Annotated in this window: 23 protein-coding genes, 4 tRNA genes and 1 pseudogene; 21 read left to right on the plus strand and 7 right to left on the minus strand. The window is 72.5% G+C overall.

The annotated features are described in order from the left end of the window. Positions 1-17 precede the first annotated feature (17 nt). The 4 genes from BMY40_RS17190 (at position 18) to BMY40_RS17205 (ending at position 4,560) form a co-directional block, all read left to right on the plus strand. A complete protein-coding gene (locus BMY40_RS17190; protein ID WP_425443135.1) occupies positions 18-1,610 on the plus strand; it encodes a complex I subunit 4 family protein in 1,593 nt (530 codons plus the stop codon). After that, positions 1,607-3,142, plus strand: a complete 1,536-nt coding sequence (locus BMY40_RS17195) for an NADH-quinone oxidoreductase subunit N (RefSeq protein ID WP_093660516.1) — start codon at positions 1,607-1,609, stop codon at positions 3,140-3,142. Before BMY40_RS17190 ends, BMY40_RS17195 begins: the two co-directional genes overlap by 4 nt. Positions 3,143-3,286: 144 nt before the next feature. Next, positions 3,287-4,150: a zinc metalloprotease HtpX gene (gene htpX / locus BMY40_RS17200; RefSeq protein ID WP_093660518.1), complete on the plus strand. Its 864-nt coding sequence runs from the start codon at positions 3,287-3,289 to the stop codon at positions 4,148-4,150. Beyond that, on the plus strand, positions 4,147-4,560 hold the full coding sequence (locus tag BMY40_RS17205) for a YccF domain-containing protein (RefSeq protein ID WP_093660520.1): 414 nt from the start codon (positions 4,147-4,149) through the stop codon (positions 4,558-4,560). Before htpX ends, BMY40_RS17205 begins: the two co-directional genes overlap by 4 nt. A 16-nt stretch (positions 4,561-4,576) precedes the next feature. Here the strand turns inward: BMY40_RS17205 and BMY40_RS17210 are convergent, their stop codons facing one another. The 3 genes from BMY40_RS17210 to BMY40_RS17220 all read right to left on the minus strand — a co-directional run bounded on the left by BMY40_RS17210 (position 4,577) and on the right by BMY40_RS17220 (position 6,712). Then, on the minus strand, positions 4,577-5,542 hold the full coding sequence (locus BMY40_RS17210; protein WP_093660522.1) for a restriction endonuclease: 966 nt from the start codon (positions 5,540-5,542) through the stop codon (positions 4,577-4,579). A 111-nt stretch (positions 5,543-5,653) separates the two neighbouring features. Continuing rightward, entirely contained in the window at positions 5,654-6,046 is a 393-nt protein-coding gene (locus BMY40_RS17215) for a hypothetical protein (RefSeq protein ID WP_093660524.1), read from the minus strand. 177 nt (positions 6,047-6,223) lie between these two features. Continuing rightward, on the minus strand, positions 6,224-6,712 hold the full coding sequence (locus tag BMY40_RS17220) for a YajQ family cyclic di-GMP-binding protein (RefSeq protein WP_093660526.1): 489 nt from the start codon (positions 6,710-6,712) through the stop codon (positions 6,224-6,226). A gap of 180 nt (positions 6,713-6,892) precedes the next feature. Between BMY40_RS17220 and BMY40_RS17225 the strand changes: the two genes are divergently transcribed. From BMY40_RS17225 to BMY40_RS17250, 6 genes and pseudogenes are all read left to right on the plus strand, one after another. After that, positions 6,893-6,974: transfer RNA gene (locus BMY40_RS17225), tRNA-Tyr, on the plus strand. Positions 6,975-7,196: 222 nt separating this feature from the next. Beyond that, positions 7,197-7,833 (plus strand): annotated as a pseudogene (locus tag BMY40_RS17230) (IS5 family transposase); the annotation flags it as partial. A 112-nt stretch (positions 7,834-7,945) separates the two neighbouring features. Beyond that, the gene (locus tag BMY40_RS17235; RefSeq protein WP_093660530.1) at positions 7,946-9,406 is read left to right on the plus strand and encodes an ABC transporter permease; all 1,461 of its coding nucleotides are present in this window, start codon (positions 7,946-7,948) and stop codon (positions 9,404-9,406) included. Positions 9,407-9,442: 36 nt separating this feature from the next. After that, entirely contained in the window at positions 9,443-10,111 is a 669-nt protein-coding gene (locus BMY40_RS17240) for an ABC transporter ATP-binding protein (protein WP_093660532.1), read from the plus strand. Positions 10,112-10,274: 163 nt separating this feature from the next. Beyond that, positions 10,275-11,012, plus strand: coding sequence for a response regulator transcription factor (locus BMY40_RS17245; protein WP_093660534.1), 738 nt, complete (start codon positions 10,275-10,277; stop codon positions 11,010-11,012). Further along, positions 11,009-12,526, plus strand: coding sequence for a sensor histidine kinase (locus tag BMY40_RS17250; RefSeq protein WP_218158306.1), 1,518 nt, complete (start codon positions 11,009-11,011; stop codon positions 12,524-12,526). Before BMY40_RS17245 ends, BMY40_RS17250 begins: the two co-directional genes overlap by 4 nt. Before the next feature lie 519 nt (positions 12,527-13,045). Here BMY40_RS17250 and BMY40_RS17255 read toward each other — a convergent pair. Then, a complete protein-coding gene (locus BMY40_RS17255) occupies positions 13,046-13,726 on the minus strand; it encodes an NAD(P)H-binding protein (protein WP_093660536.1) in 681 nt (226 codons plus the stop codon). A gap of 72 nt (positions 13,727-13,798) precedes the next feature. Beyond that, positions 13,799-15,205: an amidohydrolase family protein gene (locus BMY40_RS17260; RefSeq protein ID WP_245770149.1), complete on the minus strand. Its 1,407-nt coding sequence runs from the start codon at positions 15,203-15,205 to the stop codon at positions 13,799-13,801. Positions 15,206-15,428: 223 nt separating this feature from the next. On the opposite strand from BMY40_RS17260, the gene BMY40_RS17265 reads away from it, so the two are divergent. The 6 genes from BMY40_RS17265 (at position 15,429) to BMY40_RS17290 (ending at position 18,087) form a co-directional block, all read left to right on the plus strand. Beyond that, positions 15,429-15,501 (plus strand) — tRNA-Thr (locus BMY40_RS17265). A 47-nt stretch (positions 15,502-15,548) separates the two neighbouring features. Beyond that, positions 15,549-15,624, plus strand: a tRNA-Met gene (locus BMY40_RS17270). A gap of 85 nt (positions 15,625-15,709) precedes the next feature. After that, the gene (gene rpmG / locus BMY40_RS17275; RefSeq protein WP_003948671.1) at positions 15,710-15,874 is read left to right on the plus strand and encodes a 50S ribosomal protein L33; all 165 of its coding nucleotides are present in this window, start codon (positions 15,710-15,712) and stop codon (positions 15,872-15,874) included. A gap of 148 nt (positions 15,875-16,022) precedes the next feature. Continuing rightward, positions 16,023-16,505, plus strand: coding sequence for a MaoC family dehydratase N-terminal domain-containing protein (locus BMY40_RS17280; RefSeq protein ID WP_093660538.1), 483 nt, complete (start codon positions 16,023-16,025; stop codon positions 16,503-16,505). 5 nt (positions 16,506-16,510) lie between these two features. After that, positions 16,511-16,945 (plus strand): MaoC family dehydratase, encoded by a 435-nt coding sequence (locus tag BMY40_RS17285; protein WP_093660540.1) that lies wholly within the window; start codon positions 16,511-16,513, stop codon positions 16,943-16,945. An 8-nt stretch (positions 16,946-16,953) separates the two neighbouring features. Further along, a complete protein-coding gene (locus tag BMY40_RS17290; protein WP_281250788.1) occupies positions 16,954-18,087 on the plus strand; it encodes a UDP-N-acetylmuramate dehydrogenase in 1,134 nt (377 codons plus the stop codon). Positions 18,088-18,106: 19 nt separating this feature from the next. On the opposite strand, the gene BMY40_RS17295 is transcribed toward BMY40_RS17290, so the two are convergent. After that, on the minus strand, positions 18,107-19,207 hold the full coding sequence (locus tag BMY40_RS17295) for an adenosine deaminase (RefSeq protein ID WP_093660544.1): 1,101 nt from the start codon (positions 19,205-19,207) through the stop codon (positions 18,107-18,109). Between the two features lie 166 nt (positions 19,208-19,373). Further along, positions 19,374-20,612 (minus strand): pyridoxal phosphate-dependent aminotransferase, encoded by a 1,239-nt coding sequence (locus BMY40_RS17300; RefSeq protein WP_093660546.1) that lies wholly within the window; start codon positions 20,610-20,612, stop codon positions 19,374-19,376. 242 nt (positions 20,613-20,854) lie between these two features. Here BMY40_RS17300 and BMY40_RS17305 point away from each other — a divergent pair. The 5 genes from BMY40_RS17305 to rplA all read left to right on the plus strand — a co-directional run bounded on the left by BMY40_RS17305 (position 20,855) and on the right by rplA (position 23,720). Further along, positions 20,855-20,927: transfer RNA gene (locus BMY40_RS17305), tRNA-Trp, on the plus strand. Positions 20,928-21,041: 114 nt separating this feature from the next. Next, entirely contained in the window at positions 21,042-21,323 is a 282-nt protein-coding gene (gene secE / locus BMY40_RS17310; RefSeq protein WP_093660548.1) for a preprotein translocase subunit SecE, read from the plus strand. A gap of 74 nt (positions 21,324-21,397) precedes the next feature. Beyond that, positions 21,398-22,231: a transcription termination/antitermination protein NusG gene (gene nusG, locus BMY40_RS17315; protein ID WP_093660550.1), complete on the plus strand. Its 834-nt coding sequence runs from the start codon at positions 21,398-21,400 to the stop codon at positions 22,229-22,231. Positions 22,232-22,405: 174 nt separating this feature from the next. After that, positions 22,406-22,840 carry a 50S ribosomal protein L11 gene (gene rplK, locus BMY40_RS17320; RefSeq protein ID WP_093660552.1) on the plus strand — a complete coding sequence of 145 codons (435 nt, stop codon included), beginning with the start codon at positions 22,406-22,408 and terminating at the stop codon, positions 22,838-22,840. Positions 22,841-23,000: 160 nt separating this feature from the next. After that, entirely contained in the window at positions 23,001-23,720 is a 720-nt protein-coding gene (rplA, locus tag BMY40_RS17325) for a 50S ribosomal protein L1 (protein WP_093660554.1), read from the plus strand. Positions 23,721-24,217 lie beyond the last annotated feature (497 nt).

Consider the following 24,217-nt stretch of genomic DNA (forward strand, 5'->3'; position numbering starts at 1 on the left):
CCCTGAACGACACCGCGATGCGGCTGCTCCTGGCGGCCGTCGTCGTCCTGCCCCTGCTCGGCGCGGGCGCCGCCCTGCTGCCGGCCCCGCCCGGGCTGCGGGGGCGCAGCCCGGAGCAGGCCGTGCTGCGCCACGGCGTCACCGTCACCGGCGCCGTACTGGCCGCCACCGCGGTGCTCGCACTCGGCTTCGACCACGACCGGCCCGGCACCATGCAGGCCGAGACCGACATCGGCTGGATTCCGGCGCTGGGCGTCCGCATCCACCTCGGCACCGACGGCGTCTCGCTGCCGCTGCTCGTCCTGACGGCGCTGCTGACCTTCCTGTGCGCCCTGTACAGCTACCACCGGCCTCCCGAGGGCCCGCGTCCGCAGGCGTTCGTCGCGCTCGTGCTCCTGCTGGAGGCCGGCACCCTGGCGACCTTCGCCGTGCTGGACCTGATGCTGTTCTTCCTGGCCTTCGAGACGGTCCTGATCCCGATGTACTTCCTCATCGCCCGCTGGGGCGGCGCGGGACGGGAGCGGGCCGCGTGGAGGTTCGTCCTCTACACCCTGCTCGGCTCCGTGGTGATGCTGCTGGGCCTGCTGCTGGTCGGACTGGGCGCCGAGGGCGGCCCGACGTTCGACATGACGGCGCTCGCCGAGGACGGCGGCCGGGGACTGACCCACACCACCCAGCTCCTCGCCGCCCTCGCCATCGGCATCGGCCTGGCCGTCAAGACGCCGATGTGGCCGCTGCACAGCTGGCTCCCCGACGCCCACACCGCCGCCCCTACCGTCGGCTCGGTGCTGCTGGCGGGCGTCCTGCTGAAGATGGGCACCTACGGCTTCGTCCGGATCGTCCTGCCGGTCGTCCCCGACGGCATCCACACCCTCGCGCCGTACCTGGCCGCCTTCGCGGTCACCGGCATCATCTACGGATCGCTGGCCTGCCTCGCCCTGTCCCGGTCCGGTGCGGGAGGCGACCTCAAGCGGCTCATCGCCTACTCCTCGGTGGGCCACATGGGCTTCGTGCTGCTGGGCGTCGCCACCCTCACCCGCACCGGCGTCAACGGCGCGCTGTTCGCCAACATCGCCCACGGCCTCATCACCGGCCTGCTGTTCTTCCTCGTCGGCGCGGTCAAGGACCGCACCGGCACCACCGACCTGGACCGGCTCGCGCTCGGCGGCGGGGAGCGCGGCGGGGGCGCGGCGCTGTACGGGCGCGCCCCCCGGCTCGGCGGGCTGCTCGCCTTCGGCGCCGTCGCCTCCCTCGGCCTGCCCGGACTGGCCGGCTTCTGGGGCGAGATGCTCGCACTGCTCGGGGCGTACCACCCCGCCGACGGGCTCAGCCGGCCCGCGTACCTGGTCTTCATGGCCCTCGCGGCCCTCGGCACCCTGCTGACCGCCGCCTATCTGCTGGTGGTCGTGCGCCGGGTCTGCATGGGGACGCCGCACGCCCCCGGCGCCGCCCCCGCCCCGGGCACGGCCCTGCCGGACGTACGCGGCCACGAGTTCGCCGCCTGGATCCCGCTCGTCGTCCTCACCGTCCTGGCCGGACTGTGGCCCGCGATCCTCCTGGGGCTCACCGGTCCGGCCGTGCAGAACCTCCTGCCGGGAGTCAGCCGATGAACGCGCTCGCCCAGGACCCCGTCCGGTCGGTCGTCCAGTCCGTCGACTGGCTCACCATCGCCCCGCCCACCCTCGCCGCACTGGGGGCACTGGCCGTCCTGGTCGCCGACCTGTTCCTGCCCGAGCGCCGCAAGCCGCTGCTCGGCCCGGTCACCGTCGCCGTCCTCGCGCTCGCCGCGCTCAGCCTGCTGCCCCTGCGGAACGGTGACCGCACCACCTTCTGCCTCACCGCCGATCCGGCGGTGTGCTCCTACGTCGCCGACCCGTTCACCCTGGCCGTCCAGTTCCTGGTGCTGGGCGCCGCCCTGGTCGCCGCCCTGCTGTCGATGACGGCCGTACGGGACGAGGCGCTGCCGCGCGGCGAGTACTGGTTCCTGCTGCTGGCCTCCGCCGCCGGCGCCGCGCTGCTGCCCGCCGCCCGCGACCTGGCGACCCTGATCGTGGCGCTGGAGGTCGCCTCCCTGCCCTCCTTCGCCCTGGTCGGACTGCGCCGCGCGGACGGGCGCTCCTCCGAGGCGGCCCTGAAGTTCTTCCTCTCCTCGGTCACCGCCACCGCCGTCAGCCTGATGGGCGTCAGCTTCGTCTACGCCGCGACCGGCTCCCTGCACCTGGACCGGGTCGCCGAGGAACTGCGCGATACCGCCCCGGGGCTGGACACCCTGGCCGCCACCGGAGTCGCCCTCACCCTCGTCGGCTTCGCGTTCAAGACCGCCGCCGTCCCCTTCCACTCCTGGGTGCCCGACACCTACGCGGGCGCCCCCCTGCCGGTGGCCGCCTACCTGTCGGTGATCGGCAAGGCGGTCGGCTTCTCCGGGCTGATCCTGGTGACCGTCCAGGCCTTCCCCTCCTACGGCCACGTCTGGGGTCCGGCGCTCGCCGTCCTGGCCGCCCTCACCATGACCGGCGGCAACGTCGCCGCCCTGCGCCAGCGCCCGGAACGCGCGCACAGCGCGGTGCGGCTGCTGGCGTGGTCCTCCGTCGGCCAGGCGGGCTACCTGCTGGTGCCGATCGCCGCGGCGGCGTACGCCGACGAGCCGGGGCGGGCCGTCGGCGCGACCGTCGCGTACGCCCTGATGTACGCCGCCGTGAACCTCGGCGCCTTCGCCGTGGCCGCCCACGTCGGCCGGACCGCCGCCGCCAACCGGATCACCGACTACCGCGGCCTGTACGCCGCCCACCCCCCGACCGCCCTCGCCCTCGCCTTCTTCCTGCTCTGCCTGGCCGGGCTGCCGCCGGGGATCATCGGCCTGTTCGCCAAGGTCGCGGTCTTCTCCACGGCCGTGGACGCGGGACTGGGCTGGCTGGCGGCGGTGATGGCGGTGAACGTCGTGATCGCCCTGTACTACTACCTGGCGTGGACGGCGCAGCTCTTCCGGGCCCCCGCGCCCGCACCCGCCACCGCGCCCGCACCCGCCCCCGTACGCGTCGCCGCGCCGCTCACGGCCGCGATCGCCCTGACCGGGCTGATCGCCGTCGGCCTTTCGGGTGCTCCCCAGCTCGCCCTGCGCTTCGCCGCCGACGTGCTGCTTTAGACCGGGGCGGCCCGGGAACCCGGCGCCTTCACGTGGCGTTGACCTCATCGGAAGGGTCCACGAATCCGCCTTCGGACGGAGGCACCGCCACAACGAAGGGCCACACGGGGGATCCCCCCTGCCGCACCACCTGGAGGGCGCACCGTGCACCGCCGGCACAACGGGCTGAAGACCGCCCTGCTACTCGGGGGACTGTCCGCACTCATCATCGTCATCGGCGGTTTCTTCGGCCGCACCGGGCTGCTCGTCGCGGTCGTCCTGGCGCTCGGCACCAACGCCTACGCCTACTGGAACAGCGACAAGCTCGCCCTGCGAGCCATGAGAGCCCGCCCGGTCAGCGAGTTCGAGGCCCCGGGCCTGTACCGGACGGTCCGCGAACTGTCCACGGCAGCCCGTCAGCCCATGCCCCGTCTGTACATCTCGCCGACCCAGGCGCCCAACGCCTTCGCCACCGGCCGCAACCCGCGCAACGCCGCCGTCTGCTGCACCGACGGCATCCTGCGCATCCTGGACGAGCGCGAGCTGCGCGCCGTCCTCGGACACGAGCTGAGCCACGTCTACAACCGCGACATCCTCATCGCCTCCGTCGCGGGCGCGCTGGCCTCGGTGGTGATGTTCCTGGTCAACTTCGCCTGGCTCATCCCGATCGGGCGCTCGGACGACGACGAGGGACCGGGCCTGGTCGGGCTGCTGCTGATCATGCTGCTCGGCCCGCTCGCCGCGTCCCTGATCCGGCTCGCGGTCAGCCGCTCCCGGGAGTACGAGGCGGACGCCTCCGGCTCCCAGCTCACCGGCGACCCGCTGGCCCTGGCCTCGGCCCTGGCCAAGCTGGAGGCCGGCACCAAACAGCTGCCCCTGCCCCCCGAGCCCCGGCTGGAGACCGCGAGCCACATGATGATCGCCAATCCCTTCCGCCCCGGAGACGGCCTGTCCAGGATGTTCTCCACCCACCCCCCGATGGCAGAGCGCATCGCCCGGCTCGAGCGCATGGCCGGGAGGCGCCTGTGAGGACGCTGCTCAACATCCTGTGGCTGGTCTTCTCCGGCCTCTGGCTGGCCCTGGGGTACGCGATCGCCGGCCTGGTCTGCTTCCTGCTGGTCGTCACGATCCCGTGGGGCATCGCCTGCTTCCGGATCGCCGTCTACGCCCTGTGGCCCTTCGGGTACACCGTCGTCCAGCGGCCCGGCGCGGGCGCGGCCTCCGCCGCGGGCAACGTCGTCTGGCTGGTCTTCGCCGGGATCTGGCTCACCCTGGGGCACATAGCCGCCGGCATCGGCTTCTGCCTGACGGTCATCGGCATCCCGTTCGGCATCGCCCACTTCAAGATGGTGCCGGTCTCGCTGATGCCGCTGGGCCGCGAGATCGTCCGCAGCGACGCCGCGTACCCGTCGTACCGCTGGAACCCGGCCTCCCGCTAAGCGGTCCCGTCCGGCCTCAGGGCCGGGCGGCCCCCTCGCCGTACAGGCCGTCCTGGTCGTACACGCCGTCGCACGGGCCGCCGTGCCGGCCGGTCCCGGCCGGCGGCTCGTCCGCGCCCTCCCGGACCGCCTCCCAGGGAGCCGGTCCGGTGCCGTCGCTCCAGGCGGCCAGCGCGTGCCGGTCGAAGCACAGGATCCCGCACTGCTCCGCGTACTCCGCGGCGGGCGCGGTGAAGTCGCCGGTGGTGACCACGGCCGCCACCTGGGCCTCGTGGACGGTGTAGCAGGTGCCGCCGAAGCGCTGCACGTCCTGCGAGCCGACCTTGTTGGTGTCGCTGTAGCGCTTGCACTGGATGACCACGCGCCGCCCGTCCGGGGCGGTGGCGACGACGTCGGCGCCGAGGTCGCCCGCGCCGCCGACGACCTCCACCTCCCGGCAGCCGTCCCGCTCGCACAGGGCCGCGACCGCCTGCTCGAACTCCTCCGCCTCCATGGCGTCGTAGTCGGGCCGGCCGGGGCGGACCGCCGCCCCCGGGCCTCCGCCCGCTTCCGCGTACTCCCCAGGCTCCGCGTACTCCACCGCTTCCGCGTACTCCACCGCTTCCGCGTACTCCGCGGGCTCCGCGGGCTCCGGAGGGCGCCCCGCGCGGTCCCCGCTCCCCGGCCCGCCCGGGACCTCCTCCTCCAGCGTGTCCAGCGCGGTCTCGGCGGCCTCGGTCAGGACCGTGGCGGCCCGCCGCGCGGCCCTGGACGCCCGGAAGCGGCGTCCGCCGCGCAGACCGGCCACGGCGGCCGGCACGGCGATCAGGCAGACGGCCACCGCCGCGACCGGATGCCGCCGGGCCGCGTCCAGCGCCACGCGTCCGGCGAACCACACACCCAGCAGGACGACGGCGGCCAGTACGAAGGCCAGGGCCGTCACCCGCAGGTCGAAGACGGGCTTGCGGTCCGGCGTACGCGTCCGGCGCGCGGATACGGCCATCGGTGCGGATCCCCCCTGGCGGTTCGGCGTGGAACATCACTGCTCGCTACTGCCGTCTGCCCCGCCCCGCCGGTTTCAACAGGCCGCCGGGAGCGACCCGCTGCACGGAGGTCAGCAGCCGACGCCGATGCAGTTCTCCCGGAAGACCTGCTCGCCGTCCACCGTGCCGACGATCGTGAAGCCCTCGAACGTGACGCCGCCCTCCGTCTCGATCCGGGGGTCGCTGCCGGCGTCGGCCACCATCCGGGCCTCCCCGCCGTCCACGGTGGTGCCCTCGCAGGTGACCCGCAGGTTCTCCCCGGTGCCCTCGTCGGTGCACGTGAGGTCGCCGTCGATCTCGTGCCCGGCCTGGTCGAAGGCGAGTTCGCCGGATTCGGCCGCGCTGTTGCGGGCCAGGGTCCCGGAGATCTCCTCCCCGGTGCCGCCGTCCCCGCAACCCGAGAGCGAGAGCGCACCGAACAGCAACGCGGCCGGCAGAGCGGCCCGCACGGCCTTCTTTCCCATACGTCCTCCTGGGCCCGTACGCGTGGAAGTTCCCGTCTCCGGGTGCCCGCCGTGCGGTGCCGCCAATCCCCCGGACGCCCTACCCACCGCCCCGGAGGAACACGGACGGGCACCCGCCGCCCGGCGGGTGCCCGTCCGTCCTCGCCCAGCGGCCGGCGCCCACCGCCGGCCCGGTGCTCAGCGGTAGTTGGTGAACTGGATCGCGAAGTCGAAGTCCTTGCCCTTGAGAAGGGAGATGACCTCCTGCAGGGCGTCACGGCTCTTGTGGCTGACGCGCAGTTCGTCGCCCTGCACCTGGGCCTTGACGCCCTTGGGGCCCTCATCGCGGATGATCTTCGCGACCTTCTTGGCGTTGTCCTGGGAGATGCCCTCCTGGATCGACGCGAAGAGCTTGTACTCCTTGCCGGACACCTGGGGCTCCCCGGCGTCCAGGGACTTCAGGGAGATGCCCCGCTTGACCAGCTTGGTCTGGAAGATGTCGAGGATGGCCTTGACCCGCTCCTCGGAGTTGGCCCGCATCTCGATCTTCTCGCCCGACCAGGCGATGGAGGCTCCCACGCCCTTGAAGTCGAAGCGCTGGGAGATCTCCTTGGCGGCCTGGTTGAGGGCGTTGTCGACCTCCTGCCGCTCGACCTTCGAGACGATGTCGAAACTGGAGTCGGCCATCGTGGATTGGCTCCTCGTGCGTAGATCCGTCAGGGTGCGGCCCGGCTCGGCCCGCGCCGTCAGCCTAGTCATCCGCGGCGGTGATCCACCGCCGGACAACCAGGTGGCGGACCACCCCCCACCATCGGGTATGGTTGTGCGCGTTGCCAGGGAGCGAACGCCCCCGAGGCGGCAATCCCAGGCGGTGTGCCCGAGTGGCCAAAGGGAGCAGACTGTAAATCTGCCGGCTCAGCCTTCCTAGGTTCGAATCCTAGCGCCGCCACACGGATGAAAACGGCCCGTGGCCTGCTGTTTCAGCAGGCCACGGGCCGTTTCTCATGCGCCCGCGTGATCAGCGCGCTGTCTCGTCCTGTCTCGCGTTTGAACGCCCTGTCTCGACCTGTGTGGACGGGCCGTGGACGGCCGTCCGCACCCTTCAGCCGCGCTGCTCCAGTCGGGCGGAGATCTTGGCATTGGCGGCCTCGTCCCCGTCGCTGAGGAACTCGGCGTATGGGAGCGGGTGTTCACCGCGCTGGTGGCCCAGGCCGACGTGGACGAGTACCTGGCCTGGACGGTCTCGGTGGACTCCACGATCGTGCGTGCTCACCAGCACGCGTCCGGGGCCCGCAAAGAGGGGCCCTGGCGGTGAGCCGGACGACCACGCCATAGGCCGCTCCCGCGGCGGACTGACCACGAAGATCCATCCTGCGGCCGACGGCCGGTGTCGGCCCCTGGCGTTCGTCCTCACCGCCGGACAGGCCGGCGACGCACCCGCCTTCACCGAGGTGATGGCCAGCCTGCGCGTGCCTCGCCGCCGTGGACGGCCCCGCGCCAGGCCGGAGGTGGTCCTGGTCGACAAGGCGTACTCCTCGCGCGAGGTCCGCATCCACCTGCGCAGACGCGGTATCCGCGCGGCGATCCCGGAACGGGCCGTCCAACGGGCCAACCGGATGCGGCGCGGAAGAGCCAGTGGCAGGCCGCCTGCCTTCGACCGGGAGGCGTACAAGCAGCGCAACACCGTCGAGCGGTGTATCAACCGCCTCAAGCGGTGGCGCGGCATCGCCACCCGCTACGAGAAGACCGCGATCATTTACCTGGCCGGACTCCACGTCGCAGGCATCTTCCTCCGGTCCGCCCGATGATCCAAATGACCCTCGCCGCCGGCCAAGAGCAGTATCCGTCCCGGTGAGACTCTCAGCGTTCTCTCACACAACGCTCACGGTGCTGCCAGGCCACTCGCCTAGCTTGCGGCGCATGTTCTTCACCTATCTGCGCCGCGAGCTGCGCCGCCGGAGGAAGTCGGCGCTGGTCGTCGCCTCGGGGCTGGCTCTCGGTATTGCTCTTGTCATCGTGGTCAACGCTGTCTCGACCGGCATGGGGAAGGCCCAGGACCAGGTCCTGGAATCCCTCTACGGGCTCGGTACCGACATGACCGTCACCAAGGCTCCGGAGCCGCCGTCGGAGACCGGTGGCGAGCGGCCGCGGTTCCGCTTCGACGCGCGTGGTGACGGGGAGGACGGTGAGCGGCAGAGCAGTGACCGGGTCATGGTGCAGGGCTTGCAGACCTTGGACGCCGCCACCGTCTCCGCCGTGGCGGAGGCGGATGGTGTGGCGAACGCCGTGGGCGGGCTCAGCCTCAACGTGGTGAAAGTCGACGGCGAGTTCAGCCGCGGCCAGTTCCAGCAGCGGCCGGGCGGTGGACGGGGCGGCGGCCCGGACGGTGAGGTAACGGGCGGCGGCGCCGACTTCTCCATCGACAGCTTCACCGTGTACGGCACCGACGTCACGCATCCGGCGATGGGCCCGCTGTCCTCCTCGGAGATCACCGACGGACGCGGCTTCGAGACGTCCGAGACATCGGCGAAGGTGGCCGTGGTGGACAACGCCTACGCCAAGGAGAAGAAGCTCGCGACCGGTGACACGGTCACGGTGAGCGACACCAAGTTCGAGATCATCGGCGTGGCCACGGCGACCAGCGGGGACGCCGCCGCCAACGTCTACCTGCCGCTCGCCCAGGCGCAGACCCTGGCCGACGCCAAGGACAAGATCACCACCGTCTACGTGCAGGCCGACGACGCGCAGCAGCTCGGTGCGGTGGAATCCGCGGTGCTCAAGGCCGTTCCGGACGCCACCGTGACCACCTCCGAGGACCTGGCGGACACCGTCTCCGGGTCGCTGTCCACCGCGTCCGGCCTCGCCGAGACGGTCGGCCGCTGGCTGTCCGTGGTGGTCCTGGCCGCGGCGTTCCTGGTCGCCGGCCTGCTCACCTCGTCCGCCGTCGCCCGGCGCGTCCGGGAGTTCGGCACCCTCAAGGCACTGGGCTGGCGCTCGCGCCGGGTCACCGGGCAGGTCGTCGGCGAGGCCGTCGTGACGGGCCTGGTCGGTGGTGCGCTGGGCATCGGGCTGGGCCTGGCCGGTGCGTGGGCGGTCACCGCGTTCGGGCCGTCGCTCTCCGCGGAGCTGGGCGCTTCCGGTGGCGGCATGAGCGGCCCCGGTGGAGGTGGCGGCATGGGCGGCCCCGGTGGCGGCCCCGGCGGCGCCGCACGCGAAACCGCCGCACGGACGCTGGATGTGGTCCTCACCGCGCCGGTCAGCCTCTCCGTGATCACCCTGGCCGTCGGCCTCGCTGTCGCGGGCGGCCTCGTCGCCGGGGCCTTCGGCGGGTGGCGTGCCTCCCGGCTCCGCCCCGCCGACGCCCTCTCCCGCGTCGCCTGACCGGTCCTCGTCCCTCTCCGCAGGAGCAACCACACCATGTACGAACTCACCGGCGTCACCCGGCGCTACACCCGCGGCAAGGGCGTCGTCGACGCGCTCGCCGGAGTGGACCTCACCATCGCCACCGGCGACTACCTGGTCATCAAGGGTCCCACCGGCGGCGGCAAGTCGACCCTCCTCCAAATGCTCGGCGGCCTCGACCGGCCGACCTCCGGCAGTGTGCTGCTCGACGGTGTCGACCTGGCGAAGCTGCCCGAGGCCCGTCTGACCCGCCTGCGCAGCGAGAAGATCGGCTTCGTCTTCCAGAGCTTCAACCTCATCCCCACCCTCACCGCCCAGGAGAACGTCGAAACGGCCCTCGTACCACTGGGCATCAAGCCGAAGGAGCGACGCGAACTGGCCGCCGAGGCCCTCTCCTCGGTCGGGCTGGGAGAGCGGCGGGGCCACGTGCCGAGCGAGCTGTCCGGCGGCCAGCAGCAGCGGGTGGCCATCGCCCGAGCACTGGTCAAGAAGCCGCAAGTACTACTCGCGGACGAGCCGACGGGTAACCTCGACGAGTCCACCCGCGACGAGATCATGGACGTCCTGCAGATCCGCTGCAAGGAGGACGGACTCACCTTCGTCATGGTCACGCACGACTCCCACCTAGCCAAGCAGGCCCCCCGGGCGGTCACGCTCCGCAAGGGCACCCTGTCGTCGTCCTGACCTCACGCGAAGTGCCACGACACCTCTGGCCGACCCCGCTTTGCCCCGCACCGGGCCCGGCGCGTCTCACACGCCGACGGCGCACCAGACCCGGTGCGGGGACGCCTCCAGGACGGGACGGCGAGTGCCGGGGCCCGGTGAGAGAACGGATCGTAGTGCCGACATGACCGAGCGGACCGAAGAGAAGCGGCAGCACCGGCTTCTCGTCGTCGAGGACGAGCCCAGCATCCGCACACTGCTCGAGTCGACGCTGAGTCTCACCGGTTACCGGGTGAGGAGCACCGACACGGGAGTCTCCGCGCTGGCCGAGGCCGCGCGCCAGCAGCCCGACCTGATCCTGCTGGACATCATGCTGCCCGACCTCGACGGCTACGAGGTGACCCGCCGGCTGCGCGCGGCCGGCAACCTTGTGCCCGTTCTGCTCCTCACCGCCCGCACCGGTGTGGACGACCGCATCAAAGGGCTGAGCATCGGCGCCGACGACTACGTCACCAAGCCCTTCAACATCGAGGAAGTGCTGCTCCGCATCCAGGCCATCCTGCGGCGGACACTCGGTCCCGACGCCCTGCTGCCGGACACCGTCGTGCGCTACGCCGACCTCGAGCTCGACGAGACGGCACACGAGGTGCACCGGGCCGGGCAGTACGTACAGCTCTCCCCGACCGAGTTCAAGCTGCTGTCGTACCTCCTGGACAACGCCGGCCGGGTACTGAGCAAAGCACAGATCCTCGACCACGTGTGGCAGTACGACTTCGCGGGCGACACCCGCGTGGTCGAGACCTACATCAAGTACCTGCGGAAGAAGATCGACTGCTTCGACCCGCCGCTCATCCACACCGTCCGGGGCGTGGGCTACAGCCTGCGGCTGCCGCGCGCCAGCCACGGGGCAGCGGACCGTTGACCGGCCTCCGCGCGCCCCGCTCACTGCGCCGGCGTCTCGTCCTCGGGGTCACCGTGCTGGCCACCCTGGCCGTGCTGGCCGCCGAGCTGATCGGCTTCGTCGTCCTGCGGTCCTGGCTCCTCGACGGGGTCGACCAGCGGCTCGCCGACTTCCGGCCCATGCCTGCCTCCGCCTTCCTCGACATGCGCCGTCCCGGCAAGCCGGAACCCGGGGCGCTGCCGTCGGACTTCCGCGTCTACTTCTACGACGCCCGCGGCAACCGCCTGCCCCAGGCACTCGGCTCGGACGACAGGCCGGGCCCCCGGCTCCCCGACAGCATCGACCGTCTCCTGCCGACGGAAGGCAGCCCGGCCTCGGTGGCGGCCGACGCCGGGGACGGGAACTGGCGCGTCCTGCGCCGGGCCGGACCACGCGATCTGACCGTCGTCGTCGCGCTGCCGCTCGACACCGTGGACGGGGCGACGTCGAAGATCCTCTGGCTGAACGGCCTGCTGCTCATCATCACCGTGGTAGCCCTGTGGGTGCTGGGCCGTGAGGTGGTCCGGCTGAGTCTGCTGCCGCTGACCCGGATGGAGCGCGCCGCCGAGGCCATCACGGCCGGGCAGCTCGACCTGCGGCTGCCGGACACCGATCCGCGGACCGAGATCGGACGGCTCGGCGCCGTACTGAACACCATGCTCGACCGACTGCAGCAGGCCCTGCAAGAGCGTGAGGCGTCGGAGGGGCGGCTGCGCCGGTTCGTCGCCGACGCCGGGCACGAACTGCGTACCCCGCTGACCGCCATCCAGGGGTTCGCCCAGCTCGCGCTGCGCTCCGACCGCCGCACCGCGAGGGAGCGGCAGGAAGCCGACCGGCACATCGCGCAGAACGCCGAGCGGATGAGCCTGCTCGTCGACGACCTCCAACTGCTCGCCAGACTGGACCGGCACCCCGACTACCAGCAGGAAAACGTGGACCTGCTGTCCCTGGCGGCAGACGCGGTGAGCTCGGCAGCCCTGCAGCGGCCAGGCCACCCCGTGAGCCTGTCCCCCCTGCCCGACCGCCCCGCCGACGCCGGGGAAGGGGAAGGGGAACTGGATGTGGTGGAAGTCGTGGGAGACCCCCACCGCCTCCGGCAGATCGTCGAGAACCTGGTGTCGAACGCCCACACCCACACCCCACCCGGCACCCGCATCCACGTCCGCGTGGGGGCGGGCCGGGCCGGCGCCCGTACCGGTGGCACCAACGCGCCGGGACGCGTCAGCATGGCGCCGCCCTTCCCAGCCGGAACCCGGGTCGCCGTCATCGAGGTCGAGGACGACGGCCCGGGGCTGACGGCCGCCGACGCGGAGCGCGTGTTCGAGCGCTTCTACCGGGCGGACCCCGCGCGCACCCGGGCGCGAGGCGGCTCCGGACTGGGCCTGGCCATCGCCACGGCCATCGCCGAAGGCCACGGAGGCCGACTCGAACTCGACCCGGGCCAAGGCCGCGGTGTCACTTTCCGCCTCGTCCTGCCACTCCCCGCACCGAGCTGATCGCGCTCCCTTGGCAGTCCGGCCGACCGGCAGAACGCTTCGGCCCGAGCTGAAGTCCCGCTGAGCAGGCCCGCAACGGCTCCCGCACGGCGGCCACGGTCCGCTCGCTCGCCACCCGCTCCCGCTCAGCAACTCGGCCGCGCGCCCGAAGCTGGCGCATCAACCGTCATAAGCAGTGGCGCGGCACCGCCACCCGCTACGAGAAGACCACGACCGTCTACCTGGCAGGACGCCGCAGCCAGACGCCTTCCTCTGGGCCACCCGATGATCCAAACGAAACCGCCTAGGCGCGGTGGCGGAGCTGTCGTATGGACGAGGTGTGGACGACTGGCCCACTACGACTTGTTGCTGCTCGTGCCTTCGCTGATCAAGGTGGCTATGTCCGGCCAACCAAAGGGAGGCTGTAAATCTGCCGGCTCAGCCTTCCCAGGTTCGAATCCTAGCGCCGCCACACGAGGGAGACGGCCCCCGACCAGCCCACTGGTCGGGGGCCGTTCGCCGTTCCGTCCGGCGCGGCGGCTAGTCCGGCACCTCCGTCGCCTCCGAGCCCAGCTCCGCGACCGCCTGGTCGATCGGGACATCCCCGGAGACCAGCTCCAGCGTCACCCGCGCCGCGCGCGGATCGTCCAGGAGGGCGAGGAGGACGGCGGCCACGTCGTCGCGGGAGATCTCGCCGCGGCCCGTGCGCGGCTCCAGCCGCACCCGCCCGGTGCCGGGGTGGTTGGTGAGGCGGCCGGGGCGCAGGATCGTCCAGTCCAGGTTGACGCGCCGGCGGATGTCGTCGTCCGCGGCGCCCTTGGCGCGCAGGTATGCGGCGAAGACGGGTTCCATGTCGGCGGGCGGCTCGTCGTCCGCGCCCATCGCGGAGACGACCAGGAAGCGGCGTACTCCGGCGAGTTCGGCGGCGTCCGCGAGGAGGACCGCGGCCGCGCGGTCCACCGTCTCCTTGCGGGCCGTGCCGCTGCCCGGGCCCGCGCCCGCCGCGAAGACCGCGGCGTCGGCGTCCCGCAGGTGCCGGGCGACCTCCTCCGCGGACGACGACTCCAGGTCGCAGACGATCGGCTCGGCTCCCGCCGAGCGCAGGTCGTCCGCGTGTTCGGGCCGCCGGATGAGCCCTGCGACCTCCTCACCGCGCGCGGCGAGCAGGCGCTCCAGCCGCAGTGCGATCTGACCGTGTCCTCCAGCGATGACTGTGCGCATACCCCGACCGTACGCCGCCGGACCCGCCCCCCGCCGTGTACGCCGCCGTGTACGCCGCTGTGTACACCGCCGTCAGCGCTGCGACTGGCGGGGGAGTCCCAGTTCGGCGGCGGGGCCGCCCGGTTCCGGGGCCGCCGTGTCCGCGGGGCCGCCCGGGTCCGTGGCGTCGCAGTACTCGCGCACCGCGCTGGTGCGGGCCACCACCCGGCCGCGGTGGACGACCAGGCGGCTGTACGCCAGCGAGAGCGCTCCGGCCAGCGTGCGGCCGCGCACGGCCAGCAGCTCCGCCGGGAAGCCGGCCTCGATCCGCACCCGTGGCAGCCCCATGGCCTCCCGCGCCCGCGCGCTCACCGCCTCGTAGGCCTCCTCCGGTCCGGCCTGGCCGTGCGAGGCCAGCAGGTAGGCGGCCTCCAGCGGGTCGCCGCGGCCCACCGGGTTGGCCGTGTCGCGCAGGGCGCCGCTGCCCGCGGCGACCCGCACTCCCGCCGCCCGCAGCAGCCGCACCGGCGCGGTGCGGGGGCCGCAGTCCGCCCGCGGCGGCAGGCCGCAGCCGCCCTGCGGCAGGCAGACCACCGTGATCCCGGCCGCCGCGAGGGCCTCGGCGGCGCGGGCCGCGGTCTCCCGCGGCAGCCGGGCCAGGCCGTCGCACGGTCCGACGGCCACCCTGGGCCGCAGCCCGCCGGCCACCGAGGCGAGGCGGGACAGCCGGACCGGGTCGGAGCCGTCGGTGTGCAGGTCCACCGCGCAGCCGTGCTCCGCCGCCACCTCCAGCACGGCCTCCGTGTAACCGGCCGGATCGGGGTCGAGGTCCGGGCAGCCGCCCACCGCCGTGGCCCCCATGCCCACCGCCTCGCGCAGCATCGCCAGGCCGTCCGCCCCCGCCGCGCCGGTCAGCAGCCGGGGTACGGCGACGGCGGTGAGGTCGGTCAGCCCGTGCAGGGCGCGCCGGGCCCGCAGCACGGCCCGCAGGGCGCGCAGCCCGGCGACGTCGCCGACGCGCACGTGGGTGCGCACCGCGGTCGCGCCGTGGCCGAGCTGGAGCAGCGCGGCCTCGGCGGCGCGCCGCTGGACGCGCCCGGGGTCGTACGGGTCCCAGGGGCCGTACGGGGACGCGCCGGAGACGCCGGGGGCGCCGTGCGCGTCGCCGTCCGCCGTCAGCGCGGTGTCGTAGTGGGCGTGGGGCTCGGCGGGCGCGGGCAGCAGCAGATAGCCGTCGAGGTCGATCCGGGTGGCCCACGGAGGTGCGGGGGAGGAGAGGCTGCCGGCGGTCCCGACCGCCTCGATCCGCCCGCCGCCGATCCGCACGTCCACGGTGCGGCCGTCGGCGAGCCGGGCGCCGCACAGTACGAGCGAGGCCGGCGGCGGGGCGCCCTCCGGAGCGGCGCCCGGGGCGGTGCCGTAGGGGCCGCCGGGAGGACCCGGGGGAGGGGGTGCGTCGCGATCGGGCTGCGCCGGTTCCTGCGGCTGGCTGTCGGGCATGGGGCTCCCGCGTTTCGCTCATGATCGCTGGGGTGCACCGAAGCCTAGGACCATGGCGGGCCCGGGGCGTGCCGCCATCACGTGGGGGCCCAATAGTCGTACCGGTGGCCGCTCCGCTACGCCGGAAGGAGGGCAGGAGCCCCCGGACGGCACCGCCGTACGGAGGTGCGGCCGATACGGATTTCACGTTCGGCGCCCGGAGCGTGTAATGTCTTCATCGCTCGCCCCAATAGCTCAGTCGGCAGAGCGTCTCCATGGTAAGGAGAAGGTCTACGGTTCGATTCCGTATTGGGGCTCTGATGTGTGATGCTCCCCGTCGAGAGGCGGGGGGTTCCCGCATCGCGGCGGTGTAGCTCAGTCGGTAGAGCAAACGGCTCATAATCGTTGTGTCACCGGTTCGAGTCCGGTCACCGCTACCAAACCCAGTAGCCGATTGCGGGGTCGGTCCTCCGATCGGCTACTCTTTCTGCGTTGAACCCGTCCCAGCCGTCAAGGAGCACTCACGTGGCTGCCACCGACGTCCGCCCGAAGATCACGCTGGCCTGCGTGGAGTGCAAGGAGCGGAACTACATCACCAAGAAGAACCGGCGCAACAACCCGGACCGTCTTGAGATGAAGAAGCACTGCCCGCGCTGCAACGCGCACACCGCGCACCGCGAGACGCGATAAACGCCGCGACCGGCCAGGCCGCCGCGCACGCGCACAGACACGCAAAGCCGTGAGGCCGTCCCCGTTCGCGGGGGCGGCCTCACGGCTTTGCGCCCGTCCGAGCCGTCCGATCAGCAACCACCAGCAAGCCGTATGGAGGTACCGGGCCATGGCGCTCGACCAGTCCTTCGTGGGGCGGAGCTATCCGCCCACCGCGCCGTACGAGGTCGGCCGGGAGAAGATCCGCGAGTTCGCCGAGGCCATCGGTGACACCCACCCCGCGTACACCGACCCGGAGGCGGCCGGGGAGCTCGGCCATCCCGACGTGATCGCCCCGCCCACCTTCGTCTTCGCCATCACCTTCAAGGCGGCCGGGCAGGTCGTCGCGGACCCGAAGCTGGGGCTGGACTACAGCCGGGTGGTGCACGGCGACCAGAGGTTCGCCTACACGCGGCCGGTGCGCGCCGGCGACCGGCTCACGGTGACCTCCACCATCGAGGCGGTCAAGTCCCTGGCGGGCAACGACGTCCTGGACATCCGCGGTGAGGTGCACGACGAGGCGGGCGAGCACGTGGTGACCGCCTGGACCAAGCTGGTGGCCCGCGCGGCCGAGGACACGGCCGGGGACGCTGCCGGAAAGCAGGGGGAGTGAGACGGATGACGGCGAGGATCGCGTACGCGGACGTAGAGGTCGGCGCAGAGGTGCCCGCGCGGAGTTTCCCCGTGACCCGCGACACGCTCGTGCGGTACGCGGGCGCCTCCGGCGACTTCAACCCGATTCACTGGAACGAGCGGTTCGCACGTGAGGTCGGTCTCCCCGACGTCATCGCGCACGGCATGTTCACCATGGCCGAGGCCGCCCGCGTGGTGACCGACTGGACCGGCGACCCCGGCGCGCTCGTGGAGTACGGCGTGCGCTTCACCAGGCCCGTCGTCGTCCCCGACGACGACAAGGGCGCCGTGATCGAGGTCTCGGGCAAGGTCGCCGCCAAGCTCGACGACGAGGCCCGCACCGTCCGTGTGGATCTCACGGTCACCAGTGCCGGGCAGAAGGTGCTGGGCATGTCCCGCGCGGTGGTCCGGCTCGCCTGAGCACCGCCGTGCCGTCGCCGCGGGCACACGCCGGGGAGGAGCGGCCGTACGGCCGCGCGTACGGCCGCTCTCGTACTCTTGAGCGCGTGCAGGAACTCCACGACGCGCCCCTCGCCCCGCTGACCACCTTCCGCCTTGGCGGCCCCGCGACCCGCCTGGTCACGGCCACCACCGACGAGGAGGTGACCGAGGCGGTACGGGCCGCCGACGCCGACGGCACCCCGCTGCTGGTCGTCGGCGGCGGCAGCAACCTCGTCATCGCCGACGAGGGATTCGCCGGCACCGCCCTGCGCATCGCCACCACCGGTTTCCGCCTGGAGGGCACCAGCCTGGAACTGGCGGCGGGCGAGAACTGGTCCGAGGCCGTCGCCCGCACCGTCGAGGCAGGGCTCGCGGGCGTCGAGTGCATGGCCGGCATTCCCGGATCGGCGGGCGCCACCCCCATCCAGAACGTCGGCGCGTACGGCCAGGAGGTCTCCTCCACGATCACCGAGGTCGTCGCCTACGACCGCCGCTCCGGCCGGACCGTCACCGTCCCCGCCGCCGAATGCGGCTTCTCCTACCGCCACAGCCGCTTCAAGGCCGACCCCACCCGCTTCGTCGTGCTGCGCGTCCGCTTCGAACTGGAGGACGCCGGCGGCCTCTCGGCGCCCCTGCGCTACGCCGAGACCGCCCGGGCACTGGGCGTTGAGACCGGCGAGCGGGTGCCGGTGGAGCGCGCCCGGGAGACTGTTCTGAAGCTGCGCGCGGGCAAGGGCATGGTGCTCGACCCGGAGGACCACGACACCTGGTCGGCCGGCTCCTTCTTCACCAACCCCGTCCTCACCGAGGCCGAGCACGCCGCCTTCCTCGCCCGCGTCGCCGAACGGCTGGGACCGGACGCCGCCCCGCCCGCCTATCCGGCCGGGGACGGCCTGGTGAAGACCTCCGCCGCCTGGCTGATCGACAGGGCCGGCTTCACCAGGGGCTACGGCGACGGCCCGGCCCGGATCTCCACCAAGCACACCCTCGCCCTGACCAACCGGGGCTCGGCCACCACCGCCGACCTCCTCGCCCTGGCCCGGGAGGTCCGCGACGGCGTGCGCGAGGCCTTCGGCGTGACGCTGGTCAACGAGCCGGTGACCGTCGGCTGCTCGCTCTGAGGGCCCTCCCCAGGCGCTCTCAGGCGACTCCCGGCGACGTGTGCGCGGACGGGGACGTGTGCGCGGACGGGGACGGGTGCGAGGGCGGGGCCTGCTCCGGCTCCTCCACCAGCCAGGCGTCGATGTCCGCCAGGATCGCCTTCCTGACGTCCTCCGGCGCGCGCGAGCCGCGCACCGACTGGCGGGCCAGCTCCGCCAGTTCGTCGTCCGTGAAGCCGTGGTACCGCCGCGCGATCTCGTACTGCGCGGCCAGCCGGGAGCCGAACAGCAGCGGGTCGTCGGCGCCCAGCGCCAGCGGCACCCCCGCCTCGAACATGGCCCGCAGCGGTACGTCCTCGTGCCGGTCGTACACCCCCAGCGCCACGTTGGACGCCGGGCAGACCTCGCAGGTGACGCCCTGCGCGGCCAGCCGCGCCAGCAGCCGCGGGTCCTCGGTGGCACGCACCCCGTGCCCGATGCGGCCCGCGCGCAGATCGTCCAGGCAGTCGGCCACGGACCCCGGCCCCGACAACTCGCCGCCGTGCGGGGCCGCCAGCAGGCCGCCCCGGCGCGCGATGGCGAAGGCCCGGTCGAAGTCCCTGGCGAAGCCGCGCCGTTCGTCGTTGGACAGGCCGAAGCCGACCACGCCGCGGTCGGCGTAGCGCACGGCCAGCCGGGCCAGGGTGCGGGCGTCCAGCGGGTGCTTCACGCGGTTCGCGGCGACCAGCACGCGCATGCCGAGCCCGGTCTCCCTGGACGCGCTCTCCACCGCGTCCAGGATGATCTCCATCGTCGGGATCAGCCCGCCCAGGCGCGGCGCGTACGAGGTCGGGTCGACCTGGATCTCCAGCCAGCGCGACCCGTCCCGCACGTCCTCCTCGGCGGCCTCGCGGACCAGCCGGCGGATGTCGTCGGGCGTGCGCAGGCAGGAGCGCGCGGCGTCGTACAGCCGCTGGAAGCGGAACCAGCCGCGCTCGTCGGTGGCCCGCAGCTTCGGGGGACGGCCGCTGCTCAGCGCGTCCGGGAGGTGGACGCCGTGTCTGTCGGCGAGCTCCAGGAGTGTGCCCGGGCGCATGGACCCGGTGAAGTGCAGATGGAGATGGGCCTTCGGGAGCTTGCGGACGTCACGAGCGCTTTCCATCCGAAGATTTTGCCGCACCCGTGACACGCCCGGAAGTCGCCGGTCACGATCGGGGGCGGGCCGGAACACGCGAGCGGGCCCGCGGAAGCCGTGCTCCGCGGGCCCGCCCGTGTGGGTTCCGGGGCTCCGCAAGGGACCGGGCCGGATCAGGCCGGGCCGGGCCGGATCAGGCCTTGGCCTCGGCCAGCAGCTTCTGGATCCGCGAGACGCCCTCGACCAGGTCCTCGTCGCCCAGCGCGTAGGACAGCCTCAGGTAGCCCGGGGTGCCGAACGCCTCACCGGGGACGACCGCGACCTCGGCCTCCTCCAGGATCAGCTCGGCCAGCTCCACGCTCGACTGCGGACGCCGGCCGCGGATCTCCCGGCCCAGCACGCCCTTGACCGACGGGTAGGCGTAGAAGGCGCCCTCCGGCTCGGGGCAGGTGACGCCGTCGATCTCGTTCAGCATCCGCACGATCGTCCTGCGGCGGCGGTCGAACGCCTCGCGCATGCGCGCCACGGCCTCCAGGTCGCCGGAGACGGCGGCCAGCGCCGCGGCCTGGGCGACGTTGGAGACGTTGGAGGTGGCGTGCGACTGGAGGTTGGTGGCGGCCTTCACCACGTCCTTCGGGCCGATGATCCACCCCACCCGCCAGCCGGTCATGGCGTACGTCTTGGCCACGCCGTTGACGACCACGCACCGGTCGGCCAGCTCGGGCACGACCACCGGCAGCGAGGAGAACTCGGCGTCGCCGTAGACCAGGTGCTCGTAGATCTCGTCGGTGAGCACCCACAGACCGTGCTCGGCGGCCCAGCGGCCGATCTCCTCGACCTGGGCGCGGGAGTAGACGGCGCCGGTCGGGTTGGAGGGGGAGACGAACACCAGCACCTTGGTGCGCTCGGTGCGGGCCGCCTCCAGCTGCTCCACCGAGACCCGGTAGCCGGTGGTCTCGTCGGCGACCACGTCCACGGGGACGCCGCCGGCCAGCCGGATCGACTCGGGGTAGGTGGTCCAGTACGGCGCGGGGACGATGACCTCGTCGCCCGGGTCGAGGATGGCGGCGAAGGCCTCGTAGATGGCCTGCTTGCCGCCGTTGGTGACCAGCACCTGGGACGCCTCGACCGAGTATCCGGAGTCGCGCAGCGTCTTCGCCGCGATGGCCTCCTTCAGCTCGGGGAGCCCGCCGGCCGGGGTGTAGCGGTGGAAGCGCGGGTTCCGGCAGGCCTCCACGGCGGCTTCGACGATGTAGTCGGGTGTCGGGAAGTCGGGCTCGCCCGCGCCGAAGCCGATCACCGGCCGCCCGGCGGCCTTGAGGGCCTTGGCCTTGGCGTCGACGGCGAGCGTGGCGGACTCGGAGATCGAGCCGACGCGGGCCGAGACCCGGCGCTCGGTGGGTGACTGGTTGGAAGGGGTTGCAGCGGTCATGGGGGCATCGTCGCAGACGGGGGGTCGCCGGGGCACGCGGGCCGGAGGGGCCCGGAGGGGGAGCGGGCGGCGGAGGACGCCGGCGGACGGGCGGGAGGAACCGGAGGTTCGGGGGCGATACGGGTTACGTGTTCGACGGCGGCGCGGGAAGCACGTACACTCACCGTCGTTGGTCCCGGCCGATCACCGGCGGGCCGCGCACTCCGCGGCACCGATCGGATGCGGTAGGTTGGGAACGGCAAAGGGTCGTAGCTCAATTGGTAGAGCACCGGTCTCCAAAACCGGCGGTTGGGGGTTCAAGTCCCTCCGGCCCTGCTTCACGCATCTGGACCAGGGATGCGTGCACGTGTACGTAACTGGACGCACCGCCGTACGGCCGGGCCGGACGCGGCACGGCACGCGGCCAGGACCCGGATCAGGTGAGGACGAGTGGCGGAGATCACGGACTCCATCGAGGTCCCCGAGCCCGGGCGGTCGCAGGACGACAACAAGCCCCGGCGCGGTGGCAAGCGCGCGAAGAAGGGCCCGCTGGGCCGTCTCGCCCTGTTCTACCGGCAGATCGTCGCCGAGCTGCGCAAGGTCGTCTGGCCCACCAAGAAGCAGCTCTCCACCTACACGACCGTGGTGATCATCTTCGTCCTCGTCGTCATCGGCCTGGTGACCGTGATTGACTGGGGGTTCACCGAGGTCGTCAAGTACGTCTTCGGCTGATCCGCCCGCGGAGTGCCCCTCCGGGGCACTTTTCCGCATGTTCGACCCCTTGAAGCCAGGAAGAAGCAGCCACCGTGTCTGACCCGAACCTGAACGACGCCGTCGACCCCGTCGAGGGTGACGACACCGCGCCCGACGCCGTCGAGACGGCGGACGAGGCGGCGGACGGCGTCGACCAGGCCGAAGCTGCCGACGCCGCCGGGGAGGACGAGTCGGCCGAGGCTGCGGCCGCCCCCGCCGAGTCCGCCGACGAGGCCGAGACCGAGGCGGCACAGGAGGCGGAGGAGCCGGTCGACCCGGTCGCCGCCCTCCGCGAGGAACTGCGTCATCTGCCCGGCGAGTGGTACGTCATCCACACCTACGCGGGCTACGAGAAGCGCGTGAAGGCCAACCTGGAGCAGCGCGCCGTCTCGCTGAACGTCGAGGACTTCATCTACCAGGCCGAGGTCCCCGAGGAAGAGATCGTCCAGATCAAGAACGGCGAGCGCAAGAACGTCCGTCAGAACAAGCTCCCCGGCTACGTGCTGGTGCGCATGGACCTGACGAACGAGTCCTGGGGCGTCGTGCGCAACACCCCGGGCGTCACCGGCTTCGTGGGCAACGCCTACGACCCGTACCCGCTGACCCTGGACGAGGTCGTCAAGATGCTCGCCCCCGAGGCGGAGGAGCGCGCCGCCGCGGAGGCCGCCGCCGAGGCCGGTCTGCCGGCGCCGAGCCGCAAGGTCGAGGTCCAGGTGCTGGACTTCGAGGTCGGGGACTCGGTCACCGTCACCGACGGCCCGTTCGCGACCCTCCAGGCGACGATCAACGAGATCAACCCGGACTCGAAGAAGGTCAAGGGCCTCGTCGAGATCTTCGGCCGCGAGACCCCGGTCGAGCTGAGCTTCGACCAGATCCAGAAGAACTGACGCGGTTCTTCCGGTCACCGATTTCCGGCCAGGTCGGGCAGCCCTCCGGGGCCGCCCGGCCTGGCCGGTTTCCGACCGCACCGTGATACGGGCTATCGTGGTGCGGTATGCCTCCGTACGGGTGGATCAGCCCGCCGGAGGATTCGACACCTCTCACCAGGACCCGGAGAGAACATGCCTCCCAAGAAGAAGAAGGTCACGGGGCTGATCAAGCTCCAGATCCAGGCCGGCGCCGCGAACCCGGCCCCGCCGGTCGGCCCCGCGCTGGGTCAGCACGGCGTGAACATCATGGAGTTCTGCAAGGCCTACAACGCCGCGACCGAGTCGCAGCGCGGCTGGGTCATCCCGGTGGAGATCACGGTCTACGAGGACCGCTCCTTCACCTTCATCACCAAGACCCCGCCGGCCGCGAAGATGATCCTCAAGGCCGCGGGCGTGGAGAAGGGCTCCGGCGAGCCCCACACCAAGAAGGTCGCCAAGATCACGCGCGAGCAGGTGCGTGAGATCGCCACCACCAAGATGCCCGACCTCAACGCCAACGACCTGGACGCCGCCGAGAAGATCATCGCCGGCACCGCCCGGTCGATGGGCGTCACCGTCGAGGGCTGAGCGGCTCCGCTCGCGGTACCCGCCGGGCACGCCCGGTTCCGTCGCTCCCCCTCGGGGCGGGCGGGCCGGACAGGTGGCCGGGCACAGACAGATGGAAGTGGCAGGGTCAGGCGCTGGCCCCCTGGACCACGACTCCGTACACCAGAAAACTGGAGCAGAAGTGAAGCGCAGCAAGGCTCTCCGCAACGCGGACGCCAAGGTCGACCGGACGCGGCTCTACGCCCCGCTGGAGGCCGTCCGTCTCGCCAAGGAGACCTCCCCGACCAAGTTCGACGCGACCGTCGAGATCGCCATGCGCCTGGGTGTCGACCCGCGCAAGGCCGACCAGATGGTGCGCGGCACCGTGAACCTCCCGCACGGCACCGGTAAGACCGCCCGGGTCCTGGTCTTCGCGACCGGTGAGCGTGCCGCGGCCGCGGAGGCCGCCGGAGCCGACATCGTCGGCTCCGACGAACTGATCGACGAGGTCGCCAAGGGCCGCCTGGACTTCGACGCCGTCGTCGCCACCCCGGACCTGATGGGCAAGGTCGGCCGCCTCGGCCGTGTGCTCGGTCCGCGTGGTCTGATGCCGAACCCGAAGACCGGCACCGTCACCCCGGACGTCGCCAAGGCCGTCACCGAGATCAAGGGCGGCAAGATCGAGTTCCGCGTCGACAAGCACGCCAACCTCCACTTCATCATCGGCAAGGTCTCGTTCGACGAGAAGCAGCTGGTGGAGAACTACGCGGCGGCGCTGGAAGAGGTCCTGCGGCTGAAGCCGTCCGCGGCCAAGGGCCGGTACATCAAGAAGGCCGTCATCAGCACCACGATGGGCCCCGGCGTCCCCGTCGACCCCAACCGCACCCGGAACCTCCTCGCCGAGGAGGATGTCGCCGCCTGATCCGGCGCGCGTCCCCGAGGGCGGTCCAGCACGGCGGCCGGGCCCCGCTTCCGAGAGGGAGGCGGGGCCCGGCCCTTTGCACGGGCGGCGCGGGGCCCTGGAGCCGGTGACGGGCGGCCTGCCGGACGCGCACCGGGCCCCCGCCCGGCAGGCTGCCCTGCTCCCGGCCCCGCCCGTCGTCGAGCGGGCCGGCGAGGAGACGGCGACTGCGGCGCCCCCGTCTCCGTTGAGGCGCCTCCGGCGAGTGGGACGGCCGTTCCGGCGGAGGTCTTCGATGGCGCGTGCGGGGCTCTGAGGAAGGGCGGCGGCGGGGTCCGGCCCCTCGGATTTGCCTGCCGTGACGGCGTTCGCGTACTCTTCGACAGAAGCCAAAGACCGCTGGTCGTTGCCGTGCTCCCAGATCTCCCGCAGATCCGGGGCCGGTGGCCGAAGGATCCGCTTGGAGCGGGCGACCTGCGCAGGTGACAGTGGAGGACTCCCGGCGTTCGTGCCGGTCG

Source organism: Streptomyces radiopugnans (genome assembly GCF_900110735.1).
GTDB classification, from domain to species: Bacteria; Actinomycetota; Actinomycetes; order Streptomycetales; family Streptomycetaceae; genus Streptomyces; species Streptomyces radiopugnans.

Coding starts and splice junctions, on each gene's coding strand:
- BMY40_RS17235 (WP_093660530.1), top strand. CDS start 7,946: ATGTTCTTCACCTATCTGCGCCGCGAGCTGCGCCGCCGGAGGAAGTCG.
- BMY40_RS17195 (WP_093660516.1), top strand. CDS start 1,607: ATGAACGCGCTCGCCCAGGACCCCGTCCGGTCGGTCGTCCAGTCCGTC.
- BMY40_RS17285 (WP_093660540.1), top strand. CDS start 16,511: ATGACGGCGAGGATCGCGTACGCGGACGTAGAGGTCGGCGCAGAGGTG.
- BMY40_RS17240 (WP_093660532.1), top strand. CDS start 9,443: ATGTACGAACTCACCGGCGTCACCCGGCGCTACACCCGCGGCAAGGGC.
- BMY40_RS17190 (WP_425443135.1), top strand. CDS start 18: ATGCGGCTGCTCCTGGCGGCCGTCGTCGTCCTGCCCCTGCTCGGCGCG.
- BMY40_RS17220 (WP_093660526.1), bottom strand. CDS start 6,712: ATGGCCGACTCCAGTTTCGACATCGTCTCGAAGGTCGAGCGGCAGGAG.
- BMY40_RS17210 (WP_093660522.1), bottom strand. CDS start 5,542: ATGGCCGTATCCGCGCGCCGGACGCGTACGCCGGACCGCAAGCCCGTC.
- BMY40_RS17255 (WP_093660536.1), bottom strand. CDS start 13,726: ATGCGCACAGTCATCGCTGGAGGACACGGTCAGATCGCACTGCGGCTG.
- BMY40_RS17245 (WP_093660534.1), top strand. CDS start 10,275: ATGACCGAGCGGACCGAAGAGAAGCGGCAGCACCGGCTTCTCGTCGTC.
- BMY40_RS17300 (WP_093660546.1), bottom strand. CDS start 20,612: ATGACCGCTGCAACCCCTTCCAACCAGTCACCCACCGAGCGCCGGGTC.
- BMY40_RS17215 (WP_093660524.1), bottom strand. CDS start 6,046: ATGGGAAAGAAGGCCGTGCGGGCCGCTCTGCCGGCCGCGTTGCTGTTC.
- BMY40_RS17295 (WP_093660544.1), bottom strand. CDS start 19,207: ATGGAAAGCGCTCGTGACGTCCGCAAGCTCCCGAAGGCCCATCTCCAT.
- rplK (WP_093660552.1), top strand. CDS start 22,406: ATGCCTCCCAAGAAGAAGAAGGTCACGGGGCTGATCAAGCTCCAGATC.
- BMY40_RS17280 (WP_093660538.1), top strand. CDS start 16,023: ATGGCGCTCGACCAGTCCTTCGTGGGGCGGAGCTATCCGCCCACCGCG.
- BMY40_RS17260 (WP_245770149.1), bottom strand. CDS start 15,205: ATGCCCGACAGCCAGCCGCAGGAACCGGCGCAGCCCGATCGCGACGCA.